Raw genomic sequence first — 20,332 nt, 5'->3', positions numbered from 1 at the left:
AATATAACATCATTCTTCACCCTCACGAGTGCACCACCCCATGCCCAACGCACGTCGCCTGTCTCCCGTCCCCTCGACCCTTGCCGTCGCACTCGCCCTCGCGCTGGCCTCTCCGCTGGCATCGGCCGACGACGCCTCCGGATCGACACCCAAGGATCTGGATGCGGTGGTGGTGACCGCTTCGCCGCTGAAGGGCAATGCCGAATCCGTGGCGACGCCCGTGGACGTGCTGTACGGCGAGGACCTGGACAAGGCCAAGGCCGGCACCCTTGGCGAGACCGTCGCCAAGCTGCCGGGCGTGCAGACCACCTATTTCGGCACCGGCGTCGGCCGCCCCATCATCCGTGGCCAGGAAGGTCCGCGCGTGCAGGTGCTGTCGGGCGGCATCGGCTCGATGGATGCCTCCACGGTCAGCGCCGACCACGCCGTCAGCATCGAACCCTTCCTCGCCGACCAGATCGAAGTGCTGAAGGGCCCCGCCACCCTGCTGTTCGGCAGCGGCGCCATCGGTGGCGCGGTCAACGTGGTGGATGGACGTCTCGCCGAGTCGATTCCGGACCAGCCGCTGAGCGGCCGAGCCGAAGTCCGCGGCAACACGGTCAACGACGAGCGCACCGGCATGTTTCGCCTCGATGGCGTGAACGGGAACTGGGTGCTGCATGTCGACGGCCTGGTGCGCGACACGGACGACTACGACATTCCCGGCGTCGCCATCCTGCACGACCACGAGGAAGGCGAAGAACACGATGAAGCACCCCAGCCGACCGGGACGCTGCCCAATAGTTCGGTCAGGACCAAGGCCGGCGCCATCGGTGCGACCTATCTGGGCGACCGCGGCTATTTCGGCCTGGCCGCCAGCACCTATCGCAGCAACTACGGCATTCCGGCCGGTGCGCACGTGCATGGCGAGGAAGACCACGATCACGACCATGACGGCGAAGAAGACCACGACCACGAGGAGCACGAGGAAGGCCCCGTGCGCATCGACATGGTGCAGAACCGCCTGGACATGAAGGCCGGCATCTACAACCCGGTGTCGTTCCTGGAAAGCGTCAACCTGCGTGCCGCCTGGAACGACTACGAGCACCTCGAGCTGGAAGGCGACGAGATCGGCACGCGCTTCACCAATGAAGGCTACGACGCGCGCCTGGACGCGGTGCAGAAGACGTGGAACGGCTGGCGCGGCGCGTTCGGCCTGCAGTTCGGCAGCACCGATTTCAGCGCGGTGGGCGCGGAGGCGTTCGTGCCTTCCACCGTCACCGACACGCTGGGCCTGTTCGTGCTGCAGCAGAAGGATTTCGGCCCGTGGAAGCTGGAACTGGGCGGCCGCTACGACCAGGTCAAGCTGAAGCCCGATGATCGCGCCTCCACCGATTTCGATTCGGTCAACCTGTCGGCCGCCGCGATCTGGCGCCTGAGCGATGGCTTCGACCTGCGCTTCGGCCTGGACCGCTCCGAGCGCGCGCCGACCAACGAGGAGCTGTTCGCCGGCGGCACGCACGTGGCCACGCAGTCGATCGAGATCGGCGATGCAGCACTGGATACTGAAAAAGGCATGCGCGCGGAGATCGGCGCGCACTGGCATACCGATCGCGTCGACCTGAAGCTCGCCGTGTACCAGACCAAGTTCAAGGACTTCATCTACCTGACCGATACCGGCGTGGAAGAGGAAGGCTATCCGGTCCGCCTGTGGACGCAGGACGACGCCACGTTCACCGGCGCGGAGGCCGAAGCCAAGATCCAGCTCGCCGACACCACCGCCGGCGCGTGGGACCTGCGCCTGTACGGCGACTATGTGCGCGCCAAGCTCGACGGCAGCGGCCTGCGCACGGTCGCCTTCGAGGTGCCGCATGGCGATCACACGCATGGCTATGAAGTCGACATCGCACAGGGTGGCTACCTGCCGCGCATCTCGCCGATGCGCGTGGGCGCCGACCTCGGCTGGTCGCTCGGCGGCTGGCGCGCGTCGCTGGGCGCGGTGCGCTACAGCAAGCAGGACGATCTGGCGCAGAACGAGGAACCGAGCGACGGCTACACGCTGGTCGATGCCCACGTGGCGTACCGCTGGGATCGCCCCGCATCGAGCTGGGAAGTCTTCCTCGACGGCAGCAACCTGACCGACGAAGAAGCCCGCCCGCACACCTCGCTGCTGCGCGACTACGCGCCGCTGCCGGGTCGCGGCGTCGCCTTCGGCATCCGCGCGTACTTCTGATCCACCGCTGACGATCCTCCCCCGGGGCGGCTGGCCGGCATGGCAGCCGCCCTTCTTGACAGGATTTAAGTGCATATACACATAATTGCCCAGCCCCTTGCCTGCTTGCCCGCTTGCCCGATGACGCCCTCTCCTGCCCTCGTCACGCCCAGCCTGTGCACCTGCTTCCGCCTGCGGCGCGCCAGTCGCCGGGTGACGCAGGTCTACGACCACGAACTCGCGGCCGTCGGTCTGAGCCTCAACCAGTACTCGATCCTGCGCCGGACCGAACGCGAGCCCCGCGTGCTGGGCGGCTTGGCGGAAGAACTGGGCATGGACCGCACCACGCTCACCCGCAACCTGTCGCCGTTGATGGACGCCGGCCTGCTGGAAACGGTCCGCGGCCAAGATGCCCGCCAGCGGGTGATCACGTTGACGGACGAGGGCCGCGCTCGCCTGGCCGCCGCGACGCCTTGTTGGCAGCGTGCGCAGGCCGTCATCGACGCGATGCTGGGAGAAACCGGCATCCAGCAACTCCATGGCGAGTTGGACCGCCTCGACGGTCTTCTGCGGCGGCACCTGGGAGAGGCGGCATGAACACCGGCGCTGCGACCTCTGCACCCCGCATGCACTGGGGCCTGCTGCTTGCAGCCTCCGCGACGCTGATGATCACGATGGGCGCGCGCCAGACCACCGGCCTGTTCGTGTCGCCGATCCACCAGGACACCGGCATCGGCATCGCCGCGATCAGCTTCGCGCTGGCCATCGGCCAGTTCACCTGGGGCGCCGTGCAGCCGGTGTTCGGGGCGATTGCCGACAAGCGTGGTTCCACCGGCATCCTCGTGCTCGGCGCTGTCCTGCTCGCCCTGGGCCTGGCCCTGACGCCTCACCTGACATCGCCGTGGGGCCTGATGTTCACGCTCGGCGTGTTGACCGCCGCGGGCGCGGGCGCCGGCAGCTTCTCCATCCTGATCGGCGCCACCGCGCAGCAGCTTGCACCCGAGAAACGTTCGTTCGCCGCGGGCTTCATCAATGCCGGCGGCTCGCTGGGCCAGTTCGTGTTCGCCCCACTCGTGCAGGCCGTGATTGCGTTCGCGGGCTGGGCCAGCGCGATGTATACGCTGGCGGTCGCTTCACTGCTGGCGATTCCGCTGGCCTTCCCGCTGCGCAGGAAAGTGGCGCCGACAATGGCGGCAACCACGGCGACCGCGATCAGCGATATCGGCCTCAAGCAACAGATCGCCATCGCCTTGCGCGACCGCAGCTACTGGATGCTGCACCTCGGCTTCTTCACCTGCGGGGTGCACATCGCCTTCCTGGTGACGCACCTGCCCGGTGAAATCGCGCTATGCGGATTGTCGCCGAGCGTTTCGGGGGTATCGATCGCGTTGATCGGCCTGTTCAACGTCGCCGGCAGTCTGGTCGCCGGTGCACTCGGCCAGCGTATGCGGATGAAATGGATCCTCGCGGTGATGTACGCCAGCCGCGCGGTGATGATCGCGCTCTATCTGATGTCGCCGCCGACACCGTTGACGTTCTACGTCTTCGCCGCGGCACTGGGCTTCACCTGGCTGGCGACGGTGCCGCCGACGGCCGGGCTGGTCGGCAAGCTGTTCGGGCCGCGCTACCTGGGCACGCTGTTCGGCCTGACGCTGCTGTCGCACCAGATCGGCGGCTTCTTCGGTGCCTGGCTCGGTGGACTGGCGCTGGAGCGTTTCGGCGACTACAGCTGGATGTGGTACGCCGACATGGCGCTGGCGTTGATCGCGGCTGTGGCCAACCTGCCGATCAGGGAAACCCCACCGAAGGCATTGCCGGCGGCAGCATGATCGAGTGTTTGCGGGAGCGACTGTAGGAGCGACCGCACGTCGTCAGCTACTAGACACTTCGAGAATTACCGATTCTGACCCGCAGGATCAAGCGCGATGATAGCTTCCGGATCAGCATTGGCAGCGGTCGCGACTGACGTCGCTCCTACAACAAGCGATTCGTTACGCCGCCGCGCAGCGCGCGCACAGCCCGTGCACTTCCAGCGTCTGCGCCTGCGGCTGGAAGCCCAGCGCCTTGGCGCGTGCATCGAGGGCGGCGACCACGTCGCGATCTTCCAGTTCCACCGCGCTGTGGCAGCGGTCGCAGATGAGGAACGGCACCGAGTGCTGGGCGCTGTTGGGGTGATGGCAGGCGACGAAGGCGTTCACCGACTCGAGCTTGTGCACGAAGCCATTGGCCATCAGGAAATCCAGCGCGCGATACACGGTCGGCGGCGCGTCGGCACCCACGCCCTTGGTGGCGCGCACCCATTCCAGCAGTTCGTACGCCTTGACCGGCTTGCCGGCCTCGGCAATCAACTGCAGCACGCGCGCGCGGATCGGCGTCAGCCGCAGGCCGCGTTCCTGGCACGCGTGCTCCACCGCCGACACGAACGCCTGCGCGTCGTGGACGTGGTGATGCGGGTCGGTGCAGCTGTGGGCGTTCGGCATGGGCGATCCGGAGTCAGGCGGACGTACTTACCTTGATAAGTGCCGCGTCGATGCGTTTCAAGGCCTCGTCGCGGCCGGCCAGGTAAACCGTCTGCGAAATGTCGGGGCTGACCTGGGTGCCAGTGATGGCCACGCGCAGCGGCTGCGCCACCTTGCCCATGCCGAGCTCCAGCGCCGCTGCGGCCTCGTGCAGGGCCGCCGACACGCTGTCCGCGCTCCAGTCCGCCAGCGCTGCCAGACACTCGCGGGCCTTGGCCAACGGCGCCTGGGCAGCGGCCACCAGGTGCTTGGCCACCGCCGCATCGTCATAAACCGTCAGCGGCTGGTACCAGACCACCGCCTTCTCGGCCATGTCCTTCAGCGTCTGCACGCGATCGCGCAGCGCGACCACCACATCGGCCGGCGCAGGACCCGCGGCGAGATCGACACCCAGCTTCTCCAGCTGGTAGACGAGGTGCGGCGCGATGGCGGCCGGCGCATCGGTCTTCAGATAGTGCTGGTTCACCCAGCCCAGTTTGGCCATGTCCAGGCGCGCGGCCTTGGAGTTCACGTCCTTCACGTCGAACAGGTCGATCAGCTCCTGCCGCGAGAACAGCTCCTGGTCGCCGTGCGACCAGCCCAGCCTTGCGAGGTAGTTGATCAGCGCATGCGGCAAGTAGCCGGCGTCCTTGTACTGCATCACGTCGGCCGCGCCGGTGCGCTTGGAGAGCTTGGCGCCCTCCTCGTCCAGGATCATCGGCATGTGCGCGAACTTCGGCACCGGCGCGCCCAGCGCTTCGTAGATGTTGATCTGGCGCGGCGTGTTGTTGATGTGGTCGTCGCCGCGGATCACCTCGGTGATGCCCATGTCCCAGTCGTCGACGACGACGGCGAAGTTGTAGGTCGGGTAGCCGTCGGGCCGGAAGATCACCATGTCGTCGAGTTCGCTGTTGGCGATCTCGATGCGGCCCTTGATCAGGTCATCGAAGACCACGACGCCATCGATGGGGTTCTTGAAGCGGATCACCCGGTTCGGGTCGTCGCGCTGCGGCAGGTTCTGCTCGCGCGCGGCCCCGTTGTAGCGCGGCTTCTCCTGCTTCGCCATCGCCGCCTCGCGCATGGCGTCCAGTTCCTCGCGCGTCTCGTACGCGTAGTAGGCCTTGCCCGCGGCAACCAGTTGCTCGGCGACCTCGCGGTAACGGTCGATGCGCTGGGTCTGGTAGACCGGGCCCTCGTCATAATCCAGGCCCAGCCAGTCCATCGCCTCGAGGATCGCGTCGATGGCGGCCTGCGTGCTGCGCTCGCGGTCGGTGTCTTCGATGCGCAGGATGAAATCGCCGCCGCGATGACGCGCCTCCAGCCAGCAGTACAGCGCCGTGCGGGCGCCGCCGATGTGCAGGTAGCCGGTGGGACTGGGGGCGAAGCGGGTGCGGCAGGCCATGGGGAAGCTCGAAATACGGAATCTCGCAATTTTACCCTGTAGGAGGGGCTTCAGCCCCGATCGCTGCCGCCGGGCAGCCGACGGCGCACGCACGGATGCGATCGCTTGGGGTGACGAACTCTGGCGCCATGCAAGGCGGGCATGTGGTCGGGGCTAAAGCCCCTCCTACAGGGGAAGGCTTAGAATTCCCCCATGACCACGCTCTTCATCTCCGACCTGCACCTGGACGCCGAACGTCCCGCCGTCACCGAGCTGTTCGGCGCGTTCATGCAGCAGGAGGCCACGCAGGCCGATGCGCTGTACATCCTCGGCGACCTGTTCGAGGCCTGGGTGGGCGACGACGATCCGTCCGAAACCGGCGCCTACGTGGCCGCCCGGATCCGCGAGGTGGCCGATGCAGGGGTGCCGGTGTTCTTCATCCGCGGCAACCGCGATTTCCTGCTGGGCGAGGCGTTCGCCCGCCGCGCCGGCATGCGTATCCTGCCCGACCCGGCCGTCGTCATGCTGTACGGCAAGCCGGTGCTGCTGATGCATGGCGACCTGTTGTGCACGGGCGATACGGCCTACCAGGCGTTCCGGGCGCAGACGCGGAATCCGGCCTGGCAGGCGCAGTTCCTCTCCCAACCGCTGGCGGCGCGCCTGGCCTTCGCGGCGCAGGCCCGGGCCGCCAGTGCAGCGCACCAGGGCGGGATGAAGCAGAGCGACAAGGCGCAGTTCGAAACGCTGACCGACGTGGCGCCGGCGGCCGTGGACGCGACGTTCGCGCAGTTCGGCATCGACACGATCATCCATGGCCATACGCATCGGCCGGCCATCCACGACCTCACGGTCGAAACCCGCGCCTGCCGGCGCATCGTGCTGGGGGACTGGTACGAGCAGGGTTCGGTGTTGCGCGTGGAACCCGACGCAATGGCATTGGAAGCGCTCTTGTAGGAGCGCCCCATGGGCGCGATGCTTTCTGCACTCGGGATGGAAAAGCATCGCGGGCATGGCCCGCTCCTACTAAGCAGGCGCCCACAGTGCGGCCCTACGGCGCTTCCAGCGCCGCCAGCTCATCCTCATCGAAGCCGGCCAGCAGGCGTGCCTCGATGTTGAACGGTCCATGCAGGTAGCCGCCGGCGTACTCCCTCAACAGCTCGCGGAAGCGCGCACGCGGCTCGATGCCGCGCTGTGTGCAGTACCAGCGGTACCAGCGCGAACCGGCAGCGACATGCGCGACTTCCTCGCGCAGGATCAGGTCGAGGATGGCCACGGTGGCGTCGTCACCCAGGTCGTGCAGTTTGACGATCATGCCGGGCGTCACGTCGAGACCGCGCGCCTCCAGCACCCGCGGCACCAGCGCCATACGCGTCAGGCCATCATGCGCGGTCTTCTCGGTCATTTCCCACAGGCCATTGTGGGCGTCGAAGTCGCCGTAGTCGTGGCCGAGCTCGCGCAGGCGATCACGCAGCAGCACGAAGTGGCGCGACTCGTCGTGCGCCACGCCCACCCAGTCGGCGTAGAACGCGTGCGGCAGGTCGCGGAAGCGATACACCGCATCCCAGGCCAGGTCGATGGCGTTGAGTTCGATGTGCGCGATGGCATGGATGAAGGCCGCCCTGCCCGCCACGCTGCCCAGGCCACGGCGCGGCAGATCGCGCGGATGCACCAGCACCGGCCTGGGCGGTCGCCCGGGCGCGCGGATCGGGTCGGGAGGCGCCGCGTCGGCAGGGATTGCGAGTTCACCGCGTGCGAACGCGTCGGCGTACTGCTGCGTCAGCGCGACCTTCGCATCGACGTCCGCCGCATCCAGGCAGATGCGCGCGGCCTCGAACAGCGTGGTCATGCCGCGCGGTGCCGCGTCAGCCGACGCGGCGCTTGCGCTTGGCTTCGTCCGAGCGCGCCTGTTCGATGCGCTCGAAGTACCCCGGCTCGATGCCGGTGACGTACTTGCCGTCGAAGCACGACGAATCGAACTCCGCCAGGTTCGGGTTGCCCTCGCGCACGGCAGCTTCCAGATCCTCGAGATCCTGGTAGATCAGCCAATCGCAGCCCAGCTCACGCTCGATGTCCTCGACGGTGCGGTTGTGCGCGACCAGCTCGTCCGCCGCAGGCATGTCGATGCCGTAGATGTTGGGATGGCGCACCGGCGGTGCGGCGCTGGCCAGGTAGACCTTTCGCGCGCCGGCATCGCGCGCCATCTGCACGATCTGCTTCGAAGTGGTGCCGCGCACGATGGAATCGTCCACCAGCAGCACCACGCGGTTGCGGAACTCCAGGTTGATCGGGTTGAGCTTGCGGCGCACCGACTTCACCCGCTCGCCCTGCCCCGGCATGATGAAGGTGCGGCCGACGTAGCGGTTCTTGATGAAGCCCTCGCGGTACTTCACGCCCAGCACGTTGGAGATCTCCAGCGCGGCGTCGCGCGAGGTGTCCGGGATCGGGATGATGGTGTCGATGTCGTGGTCGGGACGCAGGCGCAGGATCTTCTCCCCCAGCTTTACGCCCATGCGCATGCGCGCCTTGTGCACCGACACGTTGTCGATCATCGAGTCAGGACGCGCGAAGTAGACGTACTCGAAGATGCAGGGCGCATGTTCGGGCGCATCGGCGACGATCTCGCTGAACAGCTCGCCGCGCGCGGTGATCACGATCGCCTCGCCCGGCTGCACGTCGCGCATGCGCACGAAGCCTAGGATGTCGAGCGCGGCGGACTCCGACGCGATGATGTATTCGGTGCCCTCGCCGTGCTCGCGCTTGCCCAGCACCAGCGGACGGATGCCGTGCGGGTCGCGGAACGCCACCAGCCCCAGGCCCAGCACCACGCTGACGACGGCGTAGCCGCCCTTGACGCGACGGTGCACGCCGGCGACGGCGCGGATGGCCGCTTCCGGGGTCAGCGTGCGCTGCAGGTCCAGCTCGTGCGCGAACACGTTCAGCAGCACTTCGCTGTCGGAGTCGGTGTTGATGTTGCGGCGGTCCTGCGCGAACACGTCCTGGCGCAGCGATTCAGTGTTGATCAGGTTGCCGTTGTGCGCCAGCGCGATGCCGTACGGCGAATTGACGTAGAACGGCTGCGCCTCGTCCATGCCTTCCGAACCCGCGGTCGGATAGCGGCAGTGGGCGATGCCCACGCGACCCTCCAGCACACTCATCGCCTTGGCGCTGAACACGTCCCGTACCAGCCCATTGTCCTTGTGCACGCGCAGGCGCGTGCCGTCGGCGGTGGCGATGCCGGCGGCGTCCTGTCCGCGATGCTGGAGGACGGTCAGCCCGTCATAAAGCTGGCCGGCGACGTTCTGGTTGCCGACGATTCCGACGATGCCGCACATGGTGGATCTACTCCGGTTTCGACGCGGGTGAGGCGGACGAGGGGACGCGCTCCTGCGGTGCGCCAGGGTCGTCCAGCGGCAGGGGCAGAGATTGCAGGCGCGCATTATCGCCCGCCGGGGAGCCATTGCCAAAGTCCAGTTCCTGCACAGTCCATTCCGGCAGCCACTGCGACAGCCACTGCGCACCCGGCAGCAACAGCGGCACGACCGGCGAATTGTTCCATTCAGGTTCTCTCGGCAGGTCGGTGAACGCCGCCAGCAACAGCACGATGCAGGCGACGAGCGCGCCGCGCAGCAGCCCCAGCGCCAGCCCCAGCACGCGATCCAGCCCCGACAGGCCCACCGATTTCACGAGGTGGCGGATCGCCCATCCGGTCAGGCCGACGAAGATCATCACGCCGACGAAGCTGAGTACATAACCGCCCAGCACCTCGCTGGCCGAGGGTTGTCCGTCACTGGCAAGCAAGTGCGCGACGTCGCCGCCGTAATGGAAGGCCACCCAGCCGGACATCAGCCACGCGACCATCGAGGCGAGCGCGCTGATGAAGCCGCGCATCAGCCCGAACAGGGTCGACACGCCGACGATGGCCAGCAAGGTCAGGTCGAGCGCGCTCACCTCGCGCGCCCGTGGCTATCCGCCATGCGCTCGGGCAACCGCATCAAGGGTGCGGGCGCACCATGCCGTCGACGCCGATCTTGGACGCCACCTGCGTCTTCAGCCGGTCGGCGTCAGCACGGTTGGCGACCGGACCCACCCGCACGCGGCTGAGCGTGCCCTTGTCGGTGCGGACCTGTTCGACGAACGCGCTGAAACCAGCGCCACGTGCGCGGTCGCGCAAGGCATTGGCATCGGCCGCATTCGAGAACGCACCCAGCTGCACCGCGAAGCCAGTGCCGGATGCGGCCGGTTTCGCCGGCTCGGCCGGCTTGGGCGCCGGGGCGGCAGGCTTCGGGGTGGGCGGTGGAACGGGCTTGGTCTCGGTCGCCGTCGCGGCAACGGGCTTGGATTCGGTCGCAGCCGGCTTCGGCGCGGGCTTGGCCGGTTCCGGCGGCAGTGCCTGGGTGGTGACCGCCGCTGCGGCAGGCGCCGCCGTAGCGACGGACGCGGGCGTCGTGGCCACCGGCGTCTCGGCCGGCACATCCAGCGTCACCACCTGCGCATTGACATCACCGCGGATCTTGATCGCGTCCAGTCGCGCCGCTTCGGCCTGCGGACGGTCGGCGTACGGACCGACCCGCACCCGGAACGCCGGCTTGCCGTTGATGGTCGCCGGCTCGACGAAACCGGGGAGCTTGGCTTGCTTCACGCGGGCCAGCACGGCATCGGCATCGGCCTGCGTGGCGTAGGCACCGAAACTGACGGCGAAGTTGCCGCCGGCCGTAGTGGCGGGTTGCAGCGTGCCGGAGTTCGGCGCCGTCTCCGCGGCGGGCGCGGCGACCTGGCCCTGCAGGCCCACGGCACCGGTGGAGGGCGCGTTGCCGGGCGTCACCAGCGGCAGTTCGCGGGTTTCGAATTCGCCGTCGGCGGCGGGCGGCACGTCCAGCGGCACGTCGGATACACCGCTGTCGGGCGCGGGGCCCTTCACCAGCATGGGCAGGAAGATGACGGCCAGCGCCACCAGCACGACCGCGCCGATCAGGCGCTGTTTCAGGGCAGTTTCCATCCAGGTCCACGGCAGCTGCGGCGGGAATGCCGCGGCGATTATACGGCGCGCCCCGGCGCGCTTTCCGTCATCGACCTGAATGCAGCACGTTCAATGCATCGGCGGCGGTGTGGAAGGAGCCGAACACCAGCACGCGATCTCCCGGCACCGAAGCGTCGAGCGCCGCCTGCAATGCATCCGGTACAGCGGCATGCAGAGCCGGTGTTTCCGCAAGGGCGTCCTGCAGACGAGTTGCGAGCTGTTCCGCGGTCTGCGAGCGCGGACCGAGTGCCAGTCCGGCCAGGAGCCAGTGCAGGGGCGCCCCCGCGAACGCATCCACCACGCCGCGTACATCCTTGTCGGCGAGTGCGGCGAACACGACGCGGGTCATGCCCGCGATCGGACGAGCCTGCAGCCAGGCCGCCAGTTCGCGCGCCGCTTGCGGGTTGTGGCCGACATCCAGCACGACCTCGATGCCGTCGCGCATGAATTGCTGCAGGCGTCCGGGCAATGCCGCCTTGGCCACGCCTTCGACGAAGGCGTGGTCCGGCAGCGCATCGTCAGGCAGGGCGCGCAATGCCGCGATCGCCGTCGCCGCATTCGCGCGCTGCGAGGGCGCCGTCAATGCCGGCGACGGCAGTTCCAGCTCGGCACCGACCTCGCGCCAGCGCCAGCGCTGGCTGTCGATCGGCTCGTGGAAGAAGTCGCTGCCCAATCGCAACGCGTTCGCGCCGATCGCGTAGGCATGGCGCAGCACGCTGGACGGCGAATCCACTTCGCCCAGCACCAGCGGCTTCCACGCGCGGGCGATGCCGGCTTTCTCGGCCCCGATGGCTTCGCGGTCGTTGCCCAGCCAATCGGTGTGGTCGATGTCGACGGTGGTGATGACGGCGACGTCGGGATCGACGATGTTCACCGCGTCCAGTCGCCCGCCCAGCCCGATCTCCAGCACCGCGAGGTCGAGGCCATTGCGCTGGAACAACCACAGCGCGGCCAGCGTGCCGAACTCGAAATAGGTCAGCAGCGTGTCGCCGCGCGCGGCCTCCACGGCTTCGAAGGCTTCGACCAGCGAAGCATCATCGGCGTCTGTGCCGTCGATGCGCACGCGCTCGTTGTAACGCAGCAGGTGCGGCGAGGTGTAGGCGCCGACCTTCCAGCCCGCGGCGCGTGCGATGGCCTCGATGAAGGCCACGGTCGAACCCTTGCCGTTGGTGCCACCGACCGTGATGACGCGGCCGCCCGGCCTGCCCAGCGGCAGCCGCGTCGCGACCTCGCGCACGCGATCCAGGCCCATCTCGATGGACTTGGGATGTTGCTGCTCGATGTGGGAAAGCCAGTCGTCGAGGGTGCGCATGGCACGCATTATCCCCTACGGCGGGTCCGGATCAGCGGTGTTCGCCCGGCGGTGTAGGCGGCGGCGGGATGGTGCGCTGCCTGCCTTCGATACGCATCGCGGCGTCGAAACGCTCGCATACCAACGCCTCCTGCGAACCGCAGAGCCCATTGCTGACCCAGAACGCCTTCTTGCCATCGCTGACGAGCCTGCGCCGGATCACCGACGGCGCGAGCGCCGAACCGGCCTGATGCAGTTCCCAGGTCGAGATATCGAGACCATCGTAGAGCCGATAGACGCTGACGCCCTTCGACGGCGCCTGCATCTGCTCGCCCTTGGACGACAGCAGCGCGACGGCTTCATCGACACTGGCCACCGGCATGGCCTGGGGATCCGGCAAGTACGACGGTACGGTCGCATCCGCGTCGGCCTGGACCTCCGGCACCTGCATGCGACGCCATTGCTCCAGATCGCGCTCGAAGCCGGCCGAACGCGAGGGCGAGCGCGAGTAGGTCGCATCGGTATCGAAGTCGACTGGGACACGCACCCTGCCCGCCACCGCCTTGCCGTCGCGCACAGGAGGACTGAAGTGCCAGGTACGGGCCGCGTCACTGGCAGCGGCATCGAGCGCGGGAATCCCCGAACTCTTTTCGACCGTCACCCGGGTCGCCATGCCGCATGCGTCGTGGTCGATGACCAGCGTGACGATGCCCCGGTCGCCTTCCTTCAGGCCCTCGGGCATCGACGGCGGGCGCGGCTCGACGGTTTCGCGGCCGGCGCACTCCGCGGGCAGGGGTGGCAACGCCTCGGCGGTCGCGCACGCCACCCGTCCGACCATCAGCACCAGACCCAGACACACCTGTACGGCAATCTTCATTCCTTTCCCCTGGAGTGACGCGATAAGCTTCGCAACGTATTCCGCTCAGCACTGCGCCGAGGAACAGCGCGATGCGTGCCTCATCGCCCGGGTCCGGGCTCCAGCGGCACGGCACGTTGCCGGTAAGGGCGCTGTACGCTGCCGTTGAGGCGCGCGCATACGTCGGCTTCTATCGCCTCGCACAGTACACGCGTCACCAGGTAGGCATGGCGCCCATCGTGCGCCACGCGCTTGCGGACCAGGGCTGGCGCGTAGTAGTGCGTGCCTTCGTATACGAGCCAACGTGTCCTGTCGTTCTCGCCATCGAGCGTATAGATGGCGACGCCAGGCGACATGCCCGCAGTACTGCGTTGGCTACCGCGCGCCTTCAGCATGGCGATGGCGTCCGCCACGTTGCCGACCTCAAGCGGAATCGGATCCTCGACATATCCCGGCACCGTACCATCGGCATCGAGGTCCACCGACGATGCAGGCACCTGCAGCCGCGACGGCAAGGTAAGCGCGCGCTCCCGCACTGCTTCATCCTCGGCATCGCCGTGCTCCCACGCGAACGACACGGGAATACGTACCCTGCCTCGCGCTGGAACGCCATTCACGACCGCAGCGGAAAAGCGCCACGTCCTGGCGGCTCCGATAGCCGCCTTGTCGAGCGCGCGGTTGCGTGAACTCTGCTCGACGAACACCTGCTCAACCGCGCCATCCAAGCCGACGTCCATGATCAGCACGGCAGTGCCGGTGATGCCAAGATAGAACTCCTCGGGAGGATACTGCGGCGGTGGCGATTCGATCACACGCGGGAGGACGTCTTCGGCGGCCCACGCAGCCGACGCGGCGGCCAGAACGGCGCCCAGCAGGAGCAGACGATGCATCGTCAGTCGCCTCATCGTCATTCCTCGTGGACCGTAAACCCCGGAGCCCTACAGCGCCCGATGCTTCGCTTCGCCGAAGAACGGCGTGTGGTGCGCGCAGTCGTTGAGACGCACGACTTCAAGCTGGTCCACCGACGGACCTTCCAGCAGGTTGAGCGTGGTCGGCGCCTGGCGGAAGCTCCACAGCTTGGCGATCGGCAGGCCGAGGATGCGGCACAGCAGGACGCGGTTGACCGCGTCGTGCGCGACGATCAACAGCGTGTCGTCGTCACCCAGCCCCTCGGCGGCGCGCGCAAGACCGCGCCAGGAACGGTCGAGGACCTGACGCAGCGATTCGCCGCCCGGCATCAGCACGGTGTCGGGCTCTTCGCGCCACGCGAGCAGGCGCGCCGGATCCTTGTCCTGGATCTCGCTGGCCAGCAAACCTTCCCACTCGCCGTGGGCGATTTCCTGCAGTTCGGGATCGGTGAGCAGCATGTCGGCGCGCGCGTCGCCCAACGCCAGCTGCGCGGTGCGCTGCGCACGCGCCAGTGGCGACGCCACCGCACGATCGATGCGTACGTCCTTCAACCGCTGGCCCAGCGCGGTTGCCTGGCCTTCACCGACCGGCGAGAGCGGGATGTCGATCTGGCCCTGGTAGCGGCCTTCGGCGTTCCACGGCGTTTCGCCATGGCGGGCAAGCAGGATGCGCATGCGTCGATGTGTCCATTCGGGGGAGTCGGTCCGGTTTCCTGGAGCCGGAAACGAAGACGGGAGCGGATGATACCCGCTCCCGTCCCGTCTCTTGCGACCGTTGCAGCTGTTACTTGCCGACGCCCATTTCCTTCAGCAGCTGCGGCGCCGGGTAGACCTCCTGCATGATCCAGCGCAGGTAGCGGCCGTCCACGGCGATCATGCGGGTCATCTTCGGATCGAACACCCAGTTCGAGCTGACCGACTCCCAGTTGCCGTCGAACGCCAGGCCGATCAGCTTGCCGTGCGCGTCGAGCACCGGCGAACCGGAATTGCCACCCGTGATGTCCAGGTTCGACAGGTAGTTGACCGGCACCGAACCCAGGCGATTGTCTTCCAGGCCGCCGTAACGCTTGGCGGCCACTGCGTCGAGCAGCGCCTTCGGCGAGTCGAACGGATCTTCGCCGGTCTCCTTGGCGACCACGCCTTCCAGGGTGGTGAACGGGGTGTATTCCACGCCGTCCTTGGGCGCGTAACCCATGACGTTGCCGAAGGTGATGCGCAGCGACAGGTTGGCGTCCGGATAGACGAACTCGCCCTGGCTCTTCTTGTAATCGGCCAACGCCTGCAGGTAGACCGGGCGCGCTGCCAGGTTCTCGCCGGCGCGCGTCTTGCGCTCCTGTTCGAGCTTCAGCAGCGTGGGCATCACCGCGACGGCGTACTGGATCGCCGGATCCTTGCTGGCCTCGAACGCCTTGCGGTCGGCGGCGAACCACGTCAGCCGCTCTTCCGTGCTGCCGAGCTTCGTGCCGGCCAGGCGGTCGAGCGCGCGCTTCACGGCCGCCGCATCATTGCCGCCCAGCCAGGTGTCCACCGCCGCGACACGCTGGTCGGCCGGCAGCTTGATGTACTCGTTCAACCAGTATTCCTGCAGCTGGCGATCCATCGCGGCGACATAGCGGCGCTCGAGCTGCTTCAGACCGCCCTCGATGGCCGGCAGGTCGCGTTCCTGGTAGCCGGATTCGCGCTCCGCGTTCGGCTTTTCGCGTTCGATCGCCAGGCGGTACAGCTGCGTGGCCGAACCCACCATCGCCGTGTTGTTGAACATCGCCAGCGTCAGGTCGCGCTCGCGCGTGGCCTTGTTCTGTTCGAGCAGCGCCAGCAGCTTGGCGTGGGCGTCCAGCGCCGCCTGGCCCTTGGCGCCCTGCCCCTTCAGCCAGGCCAGCACGGCGGCCTCCTCGCGCTGCTTCTGGCCGGCGGCGTCGATGCGCTTGAAGCCTTCCAGCTGGCCGTCGTAGTTCTTGCTGGTGTTGTTCCAGCCGGCCATGGTGTTGGCGTACTTCACCTGAATATCGGCGTTCTTCTTGCCGGCCTCCTGCACCATCGCGATCTGGTTCTTGTAGTGGCGCGCGATGGTCGGGTACGTCCACGCGGCGGTATTGTCGAACTCGGCCGCCAAGGCATAGCGGTTGGTCGAACCCGGATAGCCGGCGACCATCACGAAGTCGCCCTCGCCCAGCGGCTTGTCGGCGAACTTCAGCCAGTGCTTGGGACGGTACGGCACGTTGTCCTTCGAGTACGCCGCCGGCTTGCCGTCCTTGCCCACGTAGGCGCGGTAGAACGCGAAGTCGCCGGTGTGGCGCGGCCACATCCAGTTGTCGATGTCGCCGCCGTACTTGCCCACGCTGCCTGGGGGTGCGTACGCCAGGCGCACGTCCTTGATCTCCAGGTTCTTGAACAGCCGGTAGGTGTTGCCGCCGGAGAAGCTGTACAGGCGGCAGCGGAACCCGGCATCGGCCTCGCACTCGGCGATCAGCTGCTTCTCGAACGCCTCCAGTGCCTTGGTCCGCGCCAGCGCATCGTCGCCCGCGGTCGCGATGGCGGCCTTCGCGTCCTTGGTCACGTCGGTGATCTCGTCCAGCACGAACACGCGTGCGTTGGGACCGGCACTGACTTCGTCCGTGGTGGCCGGCGCATTGAAGCCGTTCTTGATCAGGTTGTTCTCGGCGGTCGAATTCAGCTGGATCGCGCCGTAGGCGCAGTGATGGTTGGTGACGACCAGCCCGGTCGGCGAGACGAAGCTGGCCGTGCAGCCGCCCAGCGCGACCACGGCGCCCATCGGATTGCCGGTCAGGTCCGACAACTGCTGTGGAGACAGCTTGAGGCCGGCTTTCTTCAGCGGTCCGGCGATTTCGGGCAGCTGCTGCGGCACCCACATGCCTTCGCCGGCATGGGACAGCTGGGCGGCGAGCAGGGACAACGGAACCGCGATGGCGGCGGCGAGCAGGTTCGGACGCATGGAAACCCCGGGACTGGCAGGAAAGTTCCGATTGTAATGAACCCGTCATCCCGGCCGACCATGACTTATGGCCTACCCGGCTGCACCCGGACCATCGCGGGGCGTCGCGACAGGAGGCCGTGGGGCCGGGGCGTATAATCCGCGCCCTCTTGACCCTGGATCGACGCCCGATGGCACAGACGATGAAGGCGCTGGTGAAGCGCGAGGCCGGCAAAGGCATCTGGATGGAGGAGCTGGCCGTCCCGCAGCCGGGTCCCAACGAGGTGCTGATCAAGCTGGAAAAGACCGCCATCTGCGGCACCGACCTGCACATCTACCTGTGGGACGAGTGGAGCCAGCGCACGATCACGCCCGGCCTGACCATCGGCCACGAGTTCGTCGGCCGCATCGCCCAGCTGGGCTCGGCGGTGACCGGTTACGAGGTCGGCCAGCGCGTGTCGGCCGAGGGCCACATCGTCTGCGGCCATTGCCGCAACTGCCGCGGCGGCCGCCAGCACCTGTGCCCGAACACCGTCGGCATCGGCGTGAACCGCAACGGCGCGTTCGCCGAATACATGGTGATGCCGGCCAGCAACCTGTGGCCGATCCCCGACCAGATCCCGTCCGAACTGGCTGCGTTCTTCGACCCCTACGGCAACGCGGCACACTGCGCGCTGGAATTCGACGTGGTCGGCGAGGACGTGCTGATCACTGGCGCCGGCCCGATCGGCATCATCGCCGCCGGCATCTGCAAGCACATCGGCGCGCGCAACGTGGTGGTCACCGACGTCAACGACTTCCGCCTGAAGCTGGCCGCCGACATGGGCGCCACGCGCGTCGTGAACGTCGCCAACACCTCGCTGAAGGACGTGATGGCCGACCTGCACATGGAAGGCTTCGACGTGGGCCTGGAAATGAGCGGCAACCCGCGCGCGTTCAACGACATGCTCGACTGCATGTACCACGGTGGCAAGATCGCGATGCTCGGCATCATGCCGAAGGGCGCCGGCTGCGACTGGGACAAGATCATCTTCAAGGGCCTCACCGTGCAGGGCATCTACGGCCGCAAGATGTACGAGACCTGGTACAAGATGACGCAGCTGGTGCTGAGCGGCTTCCCGCTCGGCAAGGTGCTGACCCACCAGCTGCCGATCGACGACTTCCAGAAGGGTTTCGACCTGATGGAACAGGGCAAGGCTGGCAAGGTGGTGTTGAGCTGGAACTGACGCCACCGGCCCGGTGAAGAAAAAGGCGCCTCTCGGCGCCTTTTTCTTTGCTGCGGGAACGGGCCGATCAGTTGCCGACGCTGAGCGAGAACACCACACGATCATCGGCCCAGCTGCCGAAGTTGGTGTCGCCGTGGCTGTCGGTGCCCACGTAACCCAGCGATGCCGTCACGGCACCGAACGACTTGCTGAAGGTGACGCCGTAGTCGGTGTAATCGTCGTACGCGAGCTTCTCGCTGATGGTGGTGTGGCCTACGTTGAGCGCCACGGAGAAATCCCGGGGCAGGTCGTACGACGCGCCGAGCGCGTAATAGAAACTCTCTTCGTCCAGCCCGAAGAAATCGTCCGTATAGGCGACCGTGGCGCTGTAGTTGTCGAAAAAGGTGGTCTTGGTGATCAGCTCGGCGAAGTTGCCACCGGCCGCATCCGGATAGGTGTAGCGGTTGAGCATCACGTCGAAGTTGACCTTCTCGCTCAGGTCGACGTTGTAGCCCACGAAGTAGTCGACTTCGAAGTCCGGCTTGTTGGTGCCGAAATCGACACCCGATCCCCAGACGCCGGCATACACGCCGATCGGGGAGGTATAGGTGATGCCAGCCTGTGCGGTGGGGTCTTCGTCGCTCTGCGACACGCCGCGGAACACGTAATCGGAGGTGGCGGTCAGCGACCAGCTGATGGGGGACTCTTCTTCTTCGGCGTCCTGCGCAAAGGCGGACATCGGCAGTGCCAGCAGCAGGGCGGTGGCGAGGGCGGTGGCGAGTTTGACGGGCTTCATCCGGAGTCTCCTGATCGGTTGGCGGACGGGGCAGCGGCGGTGATCCGGTAGCGGACCGTAACCACAGCTTCACGGTTTTTTAACTGCGAACCGATAGTGCGCCGCACCAATCGGTGCCGTCAAGTGCTGGATGAAACCTCCTTCAACTGGTTTCTTTTTCAATCAATTCAGCGGCTTATGGCGCCTCATGCTGGTGCCGGCGCACCGTCGCGGGGAAACCATCCGAACCGTTTTGGTGCCAAGCGCACCGGTTGGCCGGGAGTGGTCGCAGGCCCCTCGCTGTGGGCGGGAAGGTCCACGTCGACCTCCACGCCGCTGTCCGCCAGACGAGCACGCAGGCGAAGGCGCGGACCGCTGCGCTGCGCGCCGACGATGGTGGCCGGCCATGCAGGCGCGCCTTCCGCCTCCACCAGATGCAGGTCCTCGGGCCGTACGTAGACCTCGGCGTCGCCCTCGCCCGCGTGACCACGCGGCTGCAGCGGCAGCCCACCGACCTGGAGCGACCCTGCCTGCCACTGGCCGGGCACCCGGTTCACCGCACCCACGAACGAATAGACGAACGGCGAGGCCGGCACATCGTAGGCCTCGGCCGGGCTGCCGAGTTGCTCGATGCGGCCACGGTTGAGGATGGCGACGCGGTCCGCGAGTTCCAGCGCCTCTTCCTGGTCGTGGGTGACGAAGATGGTGGTCAGTCCCGTGCGATCGTGCAGTTCGCGCAGCCAGCGCCTCAGGTCGCGGCGTACCTGTGCGTCGAGCGCACCAAACGGTTCGTCCAGCAGCAGCACGCGCGGCTCGATCGCCAGCGCGCGGGCGAGCGCCACGCGTTGCCGCTGGCCGCCCGACAGCTGCGCCGGATAGCGTGCGCCGAATCCATCGAGCTGGACGAGCGACAGCAGCTCCGCGACGCGCGCACGGATGGTCGCATCCGGCACGCGATCGCGCCCCTTGCGCACGCGCAGCCCGAAGGCGACGTTCTCCTCCACCGTCAGGTGGCGGAACAAGGCGTAGTGCTGGAACACGAAACCTGCACGCCGTGCCTGCACGCTGAGGCGGGTCGCGTCCTCGCCATCGAACAGCACGCGCCCGCCATCCGCCTGTTCGAGGCCGGCGATCACGCGCAGCAGCGTGGTCTTGCCGGAGCCCGACGGCCCCAGCAGTGCCAGCAGTTCGCCCTGGCGGATGTCCAGCGACACGTCGTCCAGCGCCTTGAAATCGCCGAATCGCTTGCCCAGGTGTTCGATCTTGATGCCCATGATG

At 67.3% G+C, this 20,332-nt stretch carries 18 protein-coding genes; 5 read left to right on the top strand and 13 right to left on the bottom strand.

Annotated elements, in window-relative coordinates:
• Positions 1–40: 40 nt before the first annotated feature.
• From AC04MD_RS00415 to AC04MD_RS00405, 3 genes are all read left to right on the top strand, one after another.
• On the top strand, positions 41–2,212 hold the full coding sequence (locus tag AC04MD_RS00415; RefSeq protein WP_475495373.1) for a TonB-dependent receptor: 2,172 nt from the start codon (positions 41–43) through the stop codon (positions 2,210–2,212).
• A 120-nt stretch (positions 2,213–2,332) separates the two neighbouring features.
• On the top strand, positions 2,333–2,788 hold the full coding sequence (locus tag AC04MD_RS00410) for a MarR family winged helix-turn-helix transcriptional regulator (protein WP_475495372.1): 456 nt from the start codon (positions 2,333–2,335) through the stop codon (positions 2,786–2,788).
• Positions 2,785–4,020: an MFS transporter gene (locus AC04MD_RS00405; RefSeq protein WP_475495371.1), complete on the top strand. Its 1,236-nt coding sequence runs from the start codon at positions 2,785–2,787 to the stop codon at positions 4,018–4,020. Before AC04MD_RS00410 ends, AC04MD_RS00405 begins: the two co-directional genes overlap by 4 nt.
• 162 nt (positions 4,021–4,182) lie before the next feature.
• Here the strand turns inward: AC04MD_RS00405 and AC04MD_RS00400 are convergent, their stop codons facing one another.
• Positions 4,183–4,671 (bottom strand): transcriptional repressor, encoded by a 489-nt coding sequence (locus AC04MD_RS00400; protein WP_475495370.1) that lies wholly within the window; start codon positions 4,669–4,671, stop codon positions 4,183–4,185.
• 13 nt (positions 4,672–4,684) lie between these two features.
• Entirely contained in the window at positions 4,685–6,091 is a 1,407-nt protein-coding gene (gltX, locus tag AC04MD_RS00395) for a glutamate--tRNA ligase (protein WP_475495369.1), read from the bottom strand.
• Positions 6,092–6,283: 192 nt separating this feature from the next.
• Between gltX and lpxH the strand changes: the two genes are divergently transcribed.
• Positions 6,284–7,024, top strand: a complete 741-nt coding sequence (lpxH, locus tag AC04MD_RS00390) for a UDP-2,3-diacylglucosamine diphosphatase (RefSeq protein WP_475495368.1) — start codon at positions 6,284–6,286, stop codon at positions 7,022–7,024.
• 94 nt (positions 7,025–7,118) lie between these two features.
• Here lpxH and AC04MD_RS00385 read toward each other — a convergent pair whose 3' ends face one another.
• The 9 genes from AC04MD_RS00385 to AC04MD_RS00345 form a co-directional block, all read right to left on the bottom strand.
• On the bottom strand, positions 7,119–7,916 hold the full coding sequence (locus AC04MD_RS00385; protein WP_475495367.1) for a ferritin-like domain-containing protein: 798 nt from the start codon (positions 7,914–7,916) through the stop codon (positions 7,119–7,121).
• A 16-nt stretch (positions 7,917–7,932) separates the two neighbouring features.
• Positions 7,933–9,402, bottom strand: a complete 1,470-nt coding sequence (gene purF / locus AC04MD_RS00380; protein ID WP_475495366.1) for an amidophosphoribosyltransferase — start codon at positions 9,400–9,402, stop codon at positions 7,933–7,935.
• Between the two features lie 7 nt (positions 9,403–9,409).
• Positions 9,410–10,018, bottom strand: coding sequence for a CvpA family protein (locus tag AC04MD_RS00375; protein ID WP_475495365.1), 609 nt, complete (start codon positions 10,016–10,018; stop codon positions 9,410–9,412).
• Between the two features lie 43 nt (positions 10,019–10,061).
• Complete coding sequence (locus AC04MD_RS00370) at positions 10,062–11,066, bottom strand: SPOR domain-containing protein (RefSeq protein ID WP_475495364.1); 1,005 nt, start codon at positions 11,064–11,066, stop codon at positions 10,062–10,064.
• Between the two features lie 67 nt (positions 11,067–11,133).
• Complete coding sequence (folC, locus tag AC04MD_RS00365) at positions 11,134–12,408, bottom strand: bifunctional tetrahydrofolate synthase/dihydrofolate synthase (protein ID WP_475495363.1); 1,275 nt, start codon at positions 12,406–12,408, stop codon at positions 11,134–11,136.
• A gap of 22 nt (positions 12,409–12,430) precedes the next feature.
• On the bottom strand, positions 12,431–13,255 hold the full coding sequence (locus AC04MD_RS00360; protein WP_475495362.1) for an energy transducer TonB family protein: 825 nt from the start codon (positions 13,253–13,255) through the stop codon (positions 12,431–12,433).
• An 80-nt stretch (positions 13,256–13,335) separates the two neighbouring features.
• The gene (locus tag AC04MD_RS00355; protein ID WP_475495361.1) at positions 13,336–14,139 is read right to left on the bottom strand and encodes an energy transducer TonB; all 804 of its coding nucleotides are present in this window, start codon (positions 14,137–14,139) and stop codon (positions 13,336–13,338) included.
• Between the two features lie 33 nt (positions 14,140–14,172).
• Complete coding sequence (locus tag AC04MD_RS00350) at positions 14,173–14,817, bottom strand: histidine phosphatase family protein (RefSeq protein WP_475495360.1); 645 nt, start codon at positions 14,815–14,817, stop codon at positions 14,173–14,175.
• A gap of 109 nt (positions 14,818–14,926) precedes the next feature.
• On the bottom strand, positions 14,927–17,095 hold the full coding sequence (locus tag AC04MD_RS00345; protein WP_475495359.1) for a S46 family peptidase: 2,169 nt from the start codon (positions 17,093–17,095) through the stop codon (positions 14,927–14,929).
• Positions 17,096–17,265: 170 nt separating this feature from the next.
• Here AC04MD_RS00345 and tdh point away from each other — a divergent pair, with 170 nt between their 5' ends.
• Positions 17,266–18,300: an L-threonine 3-dehydrogenase gene (gene tdh, locus AC04MD_RS00340; protein ID WP_475495358.1), complete on the top strand. Its 1,035-nt coding sequence runs from the start codon at positions 17,266–17,268 to the stop codon at positions 18,298–18,300.
• Positions 18,301–18,367: 67 nt separating this feature from the next.
• On the opposite strand, the gene AC04MD_RS00335 is transcribed toward tdh, so the two are convergent.
• Positions 18,368–19,075, bottom strand: coding sequence for a TorF family putative porin (locus AC04MD_RS00335; RefSeq protein ID WP_475495357.1), 708 nt, complete (start codon positions 19,073–19,075; stop codon positions 18,368–18,370).
• A 185-nt stretch (positions 19,076–19,260) separates the two neighbouring features.
• Complete coding sequence (locus AC04MD_RS00330; RefSeq protein ID WP_475495356.1) at positions 19,261–20,328, bottom strand: sulfate/molybdate ABC transporter ATP-binding protein; 1,068 nt, start codon at positions 20,326–20,328, stop codon at positions 19,261–19,263.
• Positions 20,329–20,332 lie beyond the last annotated feature (4 nt).

The organism is Pseudoxanthomonas sp. LjRoot206 (genome assembly GCF_056175725.1).
Note: the sequence above shows the minus strand (reverse complement) of the source record. Positions and strands in the feature narration are given on the sequence as shown.

Coding starts and splice junctions, on each gene's coding strand:
- AC04MD_RS00360 (WP_475495362.1), bottom strand. CDS start 13,255: ATGAAGATTGCCGTACAGGTGTGTCTGGGTCTGGTGCTGATGGTCGGA.
- gltX (WP_475495369.1), bottom strand. CDS start 6,091: ATGGCCTGCCGCACCCGCTTCGCCCCCAGTCCCACCGGCTACCTGCAC.
- AC04MD_RS00355 (WP_475495361.1), bottom strand. CDS start 14,139: ATGAGGCGACTGACGATGCATCGTCTGCTCCTGCTGGGCGCCGTTCTG.
- tdh (WP_475495358.1), top strand. CDS start 17,266: ATGGCACAGACGATGAAGGCGCTGGTGAAGCGCGAGGCCGGCAAAGGC.
- AC04MD_RS00350 (WP_475495360.1), bottom strand. CDS start 14,817: ATGCGCATCCTGCTTGCCCGCCATGGCGAAACGCCGTGGAACGCCGAA.
- AC04MD_RS00400 (WP_475495370.1), bottom strand. CDS start 4,671: ATGCCGAACGCCCACAGCTGCACCGACCCGCATCACCACGTCCACGAC.
- AC04MD_RS00405 (WP_475495371.1), top strand. CDS start 2,785: ATGAACACCGGCGCTGCGACCTCTGCACCCCGCATGCACTGGGGCCTG.
- AC04MD_RS00415 (WP_475495373.1), top strand. CDS start 41: ATGCCCAACGCACGTCGCCTGTCTCCCGTCCCCTCGACCCTTGCCGTC.
- lpxH (WP_475495368.1), top strand. CDS start 6,284: ATGACCACGCTCTTCATCTCCGACCTGCACCTGGACGCCGAACGTCCC.
- AC04MD_RS00385 (WP_475495367.1), bottom strand. CDS start 7,916: ATGACCACGCTGTTCGAGGCCGCGCGCATCTGCCTGGATGCGGCGGAC.
- folC (WP_475495363.1), bottom strand. CDS start 12,408: ATGCGTGCCATGCGCACCCTCGACGACTGGCTTTCCCACATCGAGCAG.
- AC04MD_RS00345 (WP_475495359.1), bottom strand. CDS start 17,095: ATGCGTCCGAACCTGCTCGCCGCCGCCATCGCGGTTCCGTTGTCCCTG.
- purF (WP_475495366.1), bottom strand. CDS start 9,402: ATGTGCGGCATCGTCGGAATCGTCGGCAACCAGAACGTCGCCGGCCAG.
- AC04MD_RS00335 (WP_475495357.1), bottom strand. CDS start 19,075: ATGAAGCCCGTCAAACTCGCCACCGCCCTCGCCACCGCCCTGCTGCTG.
- AC04MD_RS00330 (WP_475495356.1), bottom strand. CDS start 20,328: ATGGGCATCAAGATCGAACACCTGGGCAAGCGATTCGGCGATTTCAAG.
- AC04MD_RS00410 (WP_475495372.1), top strand. CDS start 2,333: ATGACGCCCTCTCCTGCCCTCGTCACGCCCAGCCTGTGCACCTGCTTC.
- AC04MD_RS00370 (WP_475495364.1), bottom strand. CDS start 11,066: ATGGAAACTGCCCTGAAACAGCGCCTGATCGGCGCGGTCGTGCTGGTG.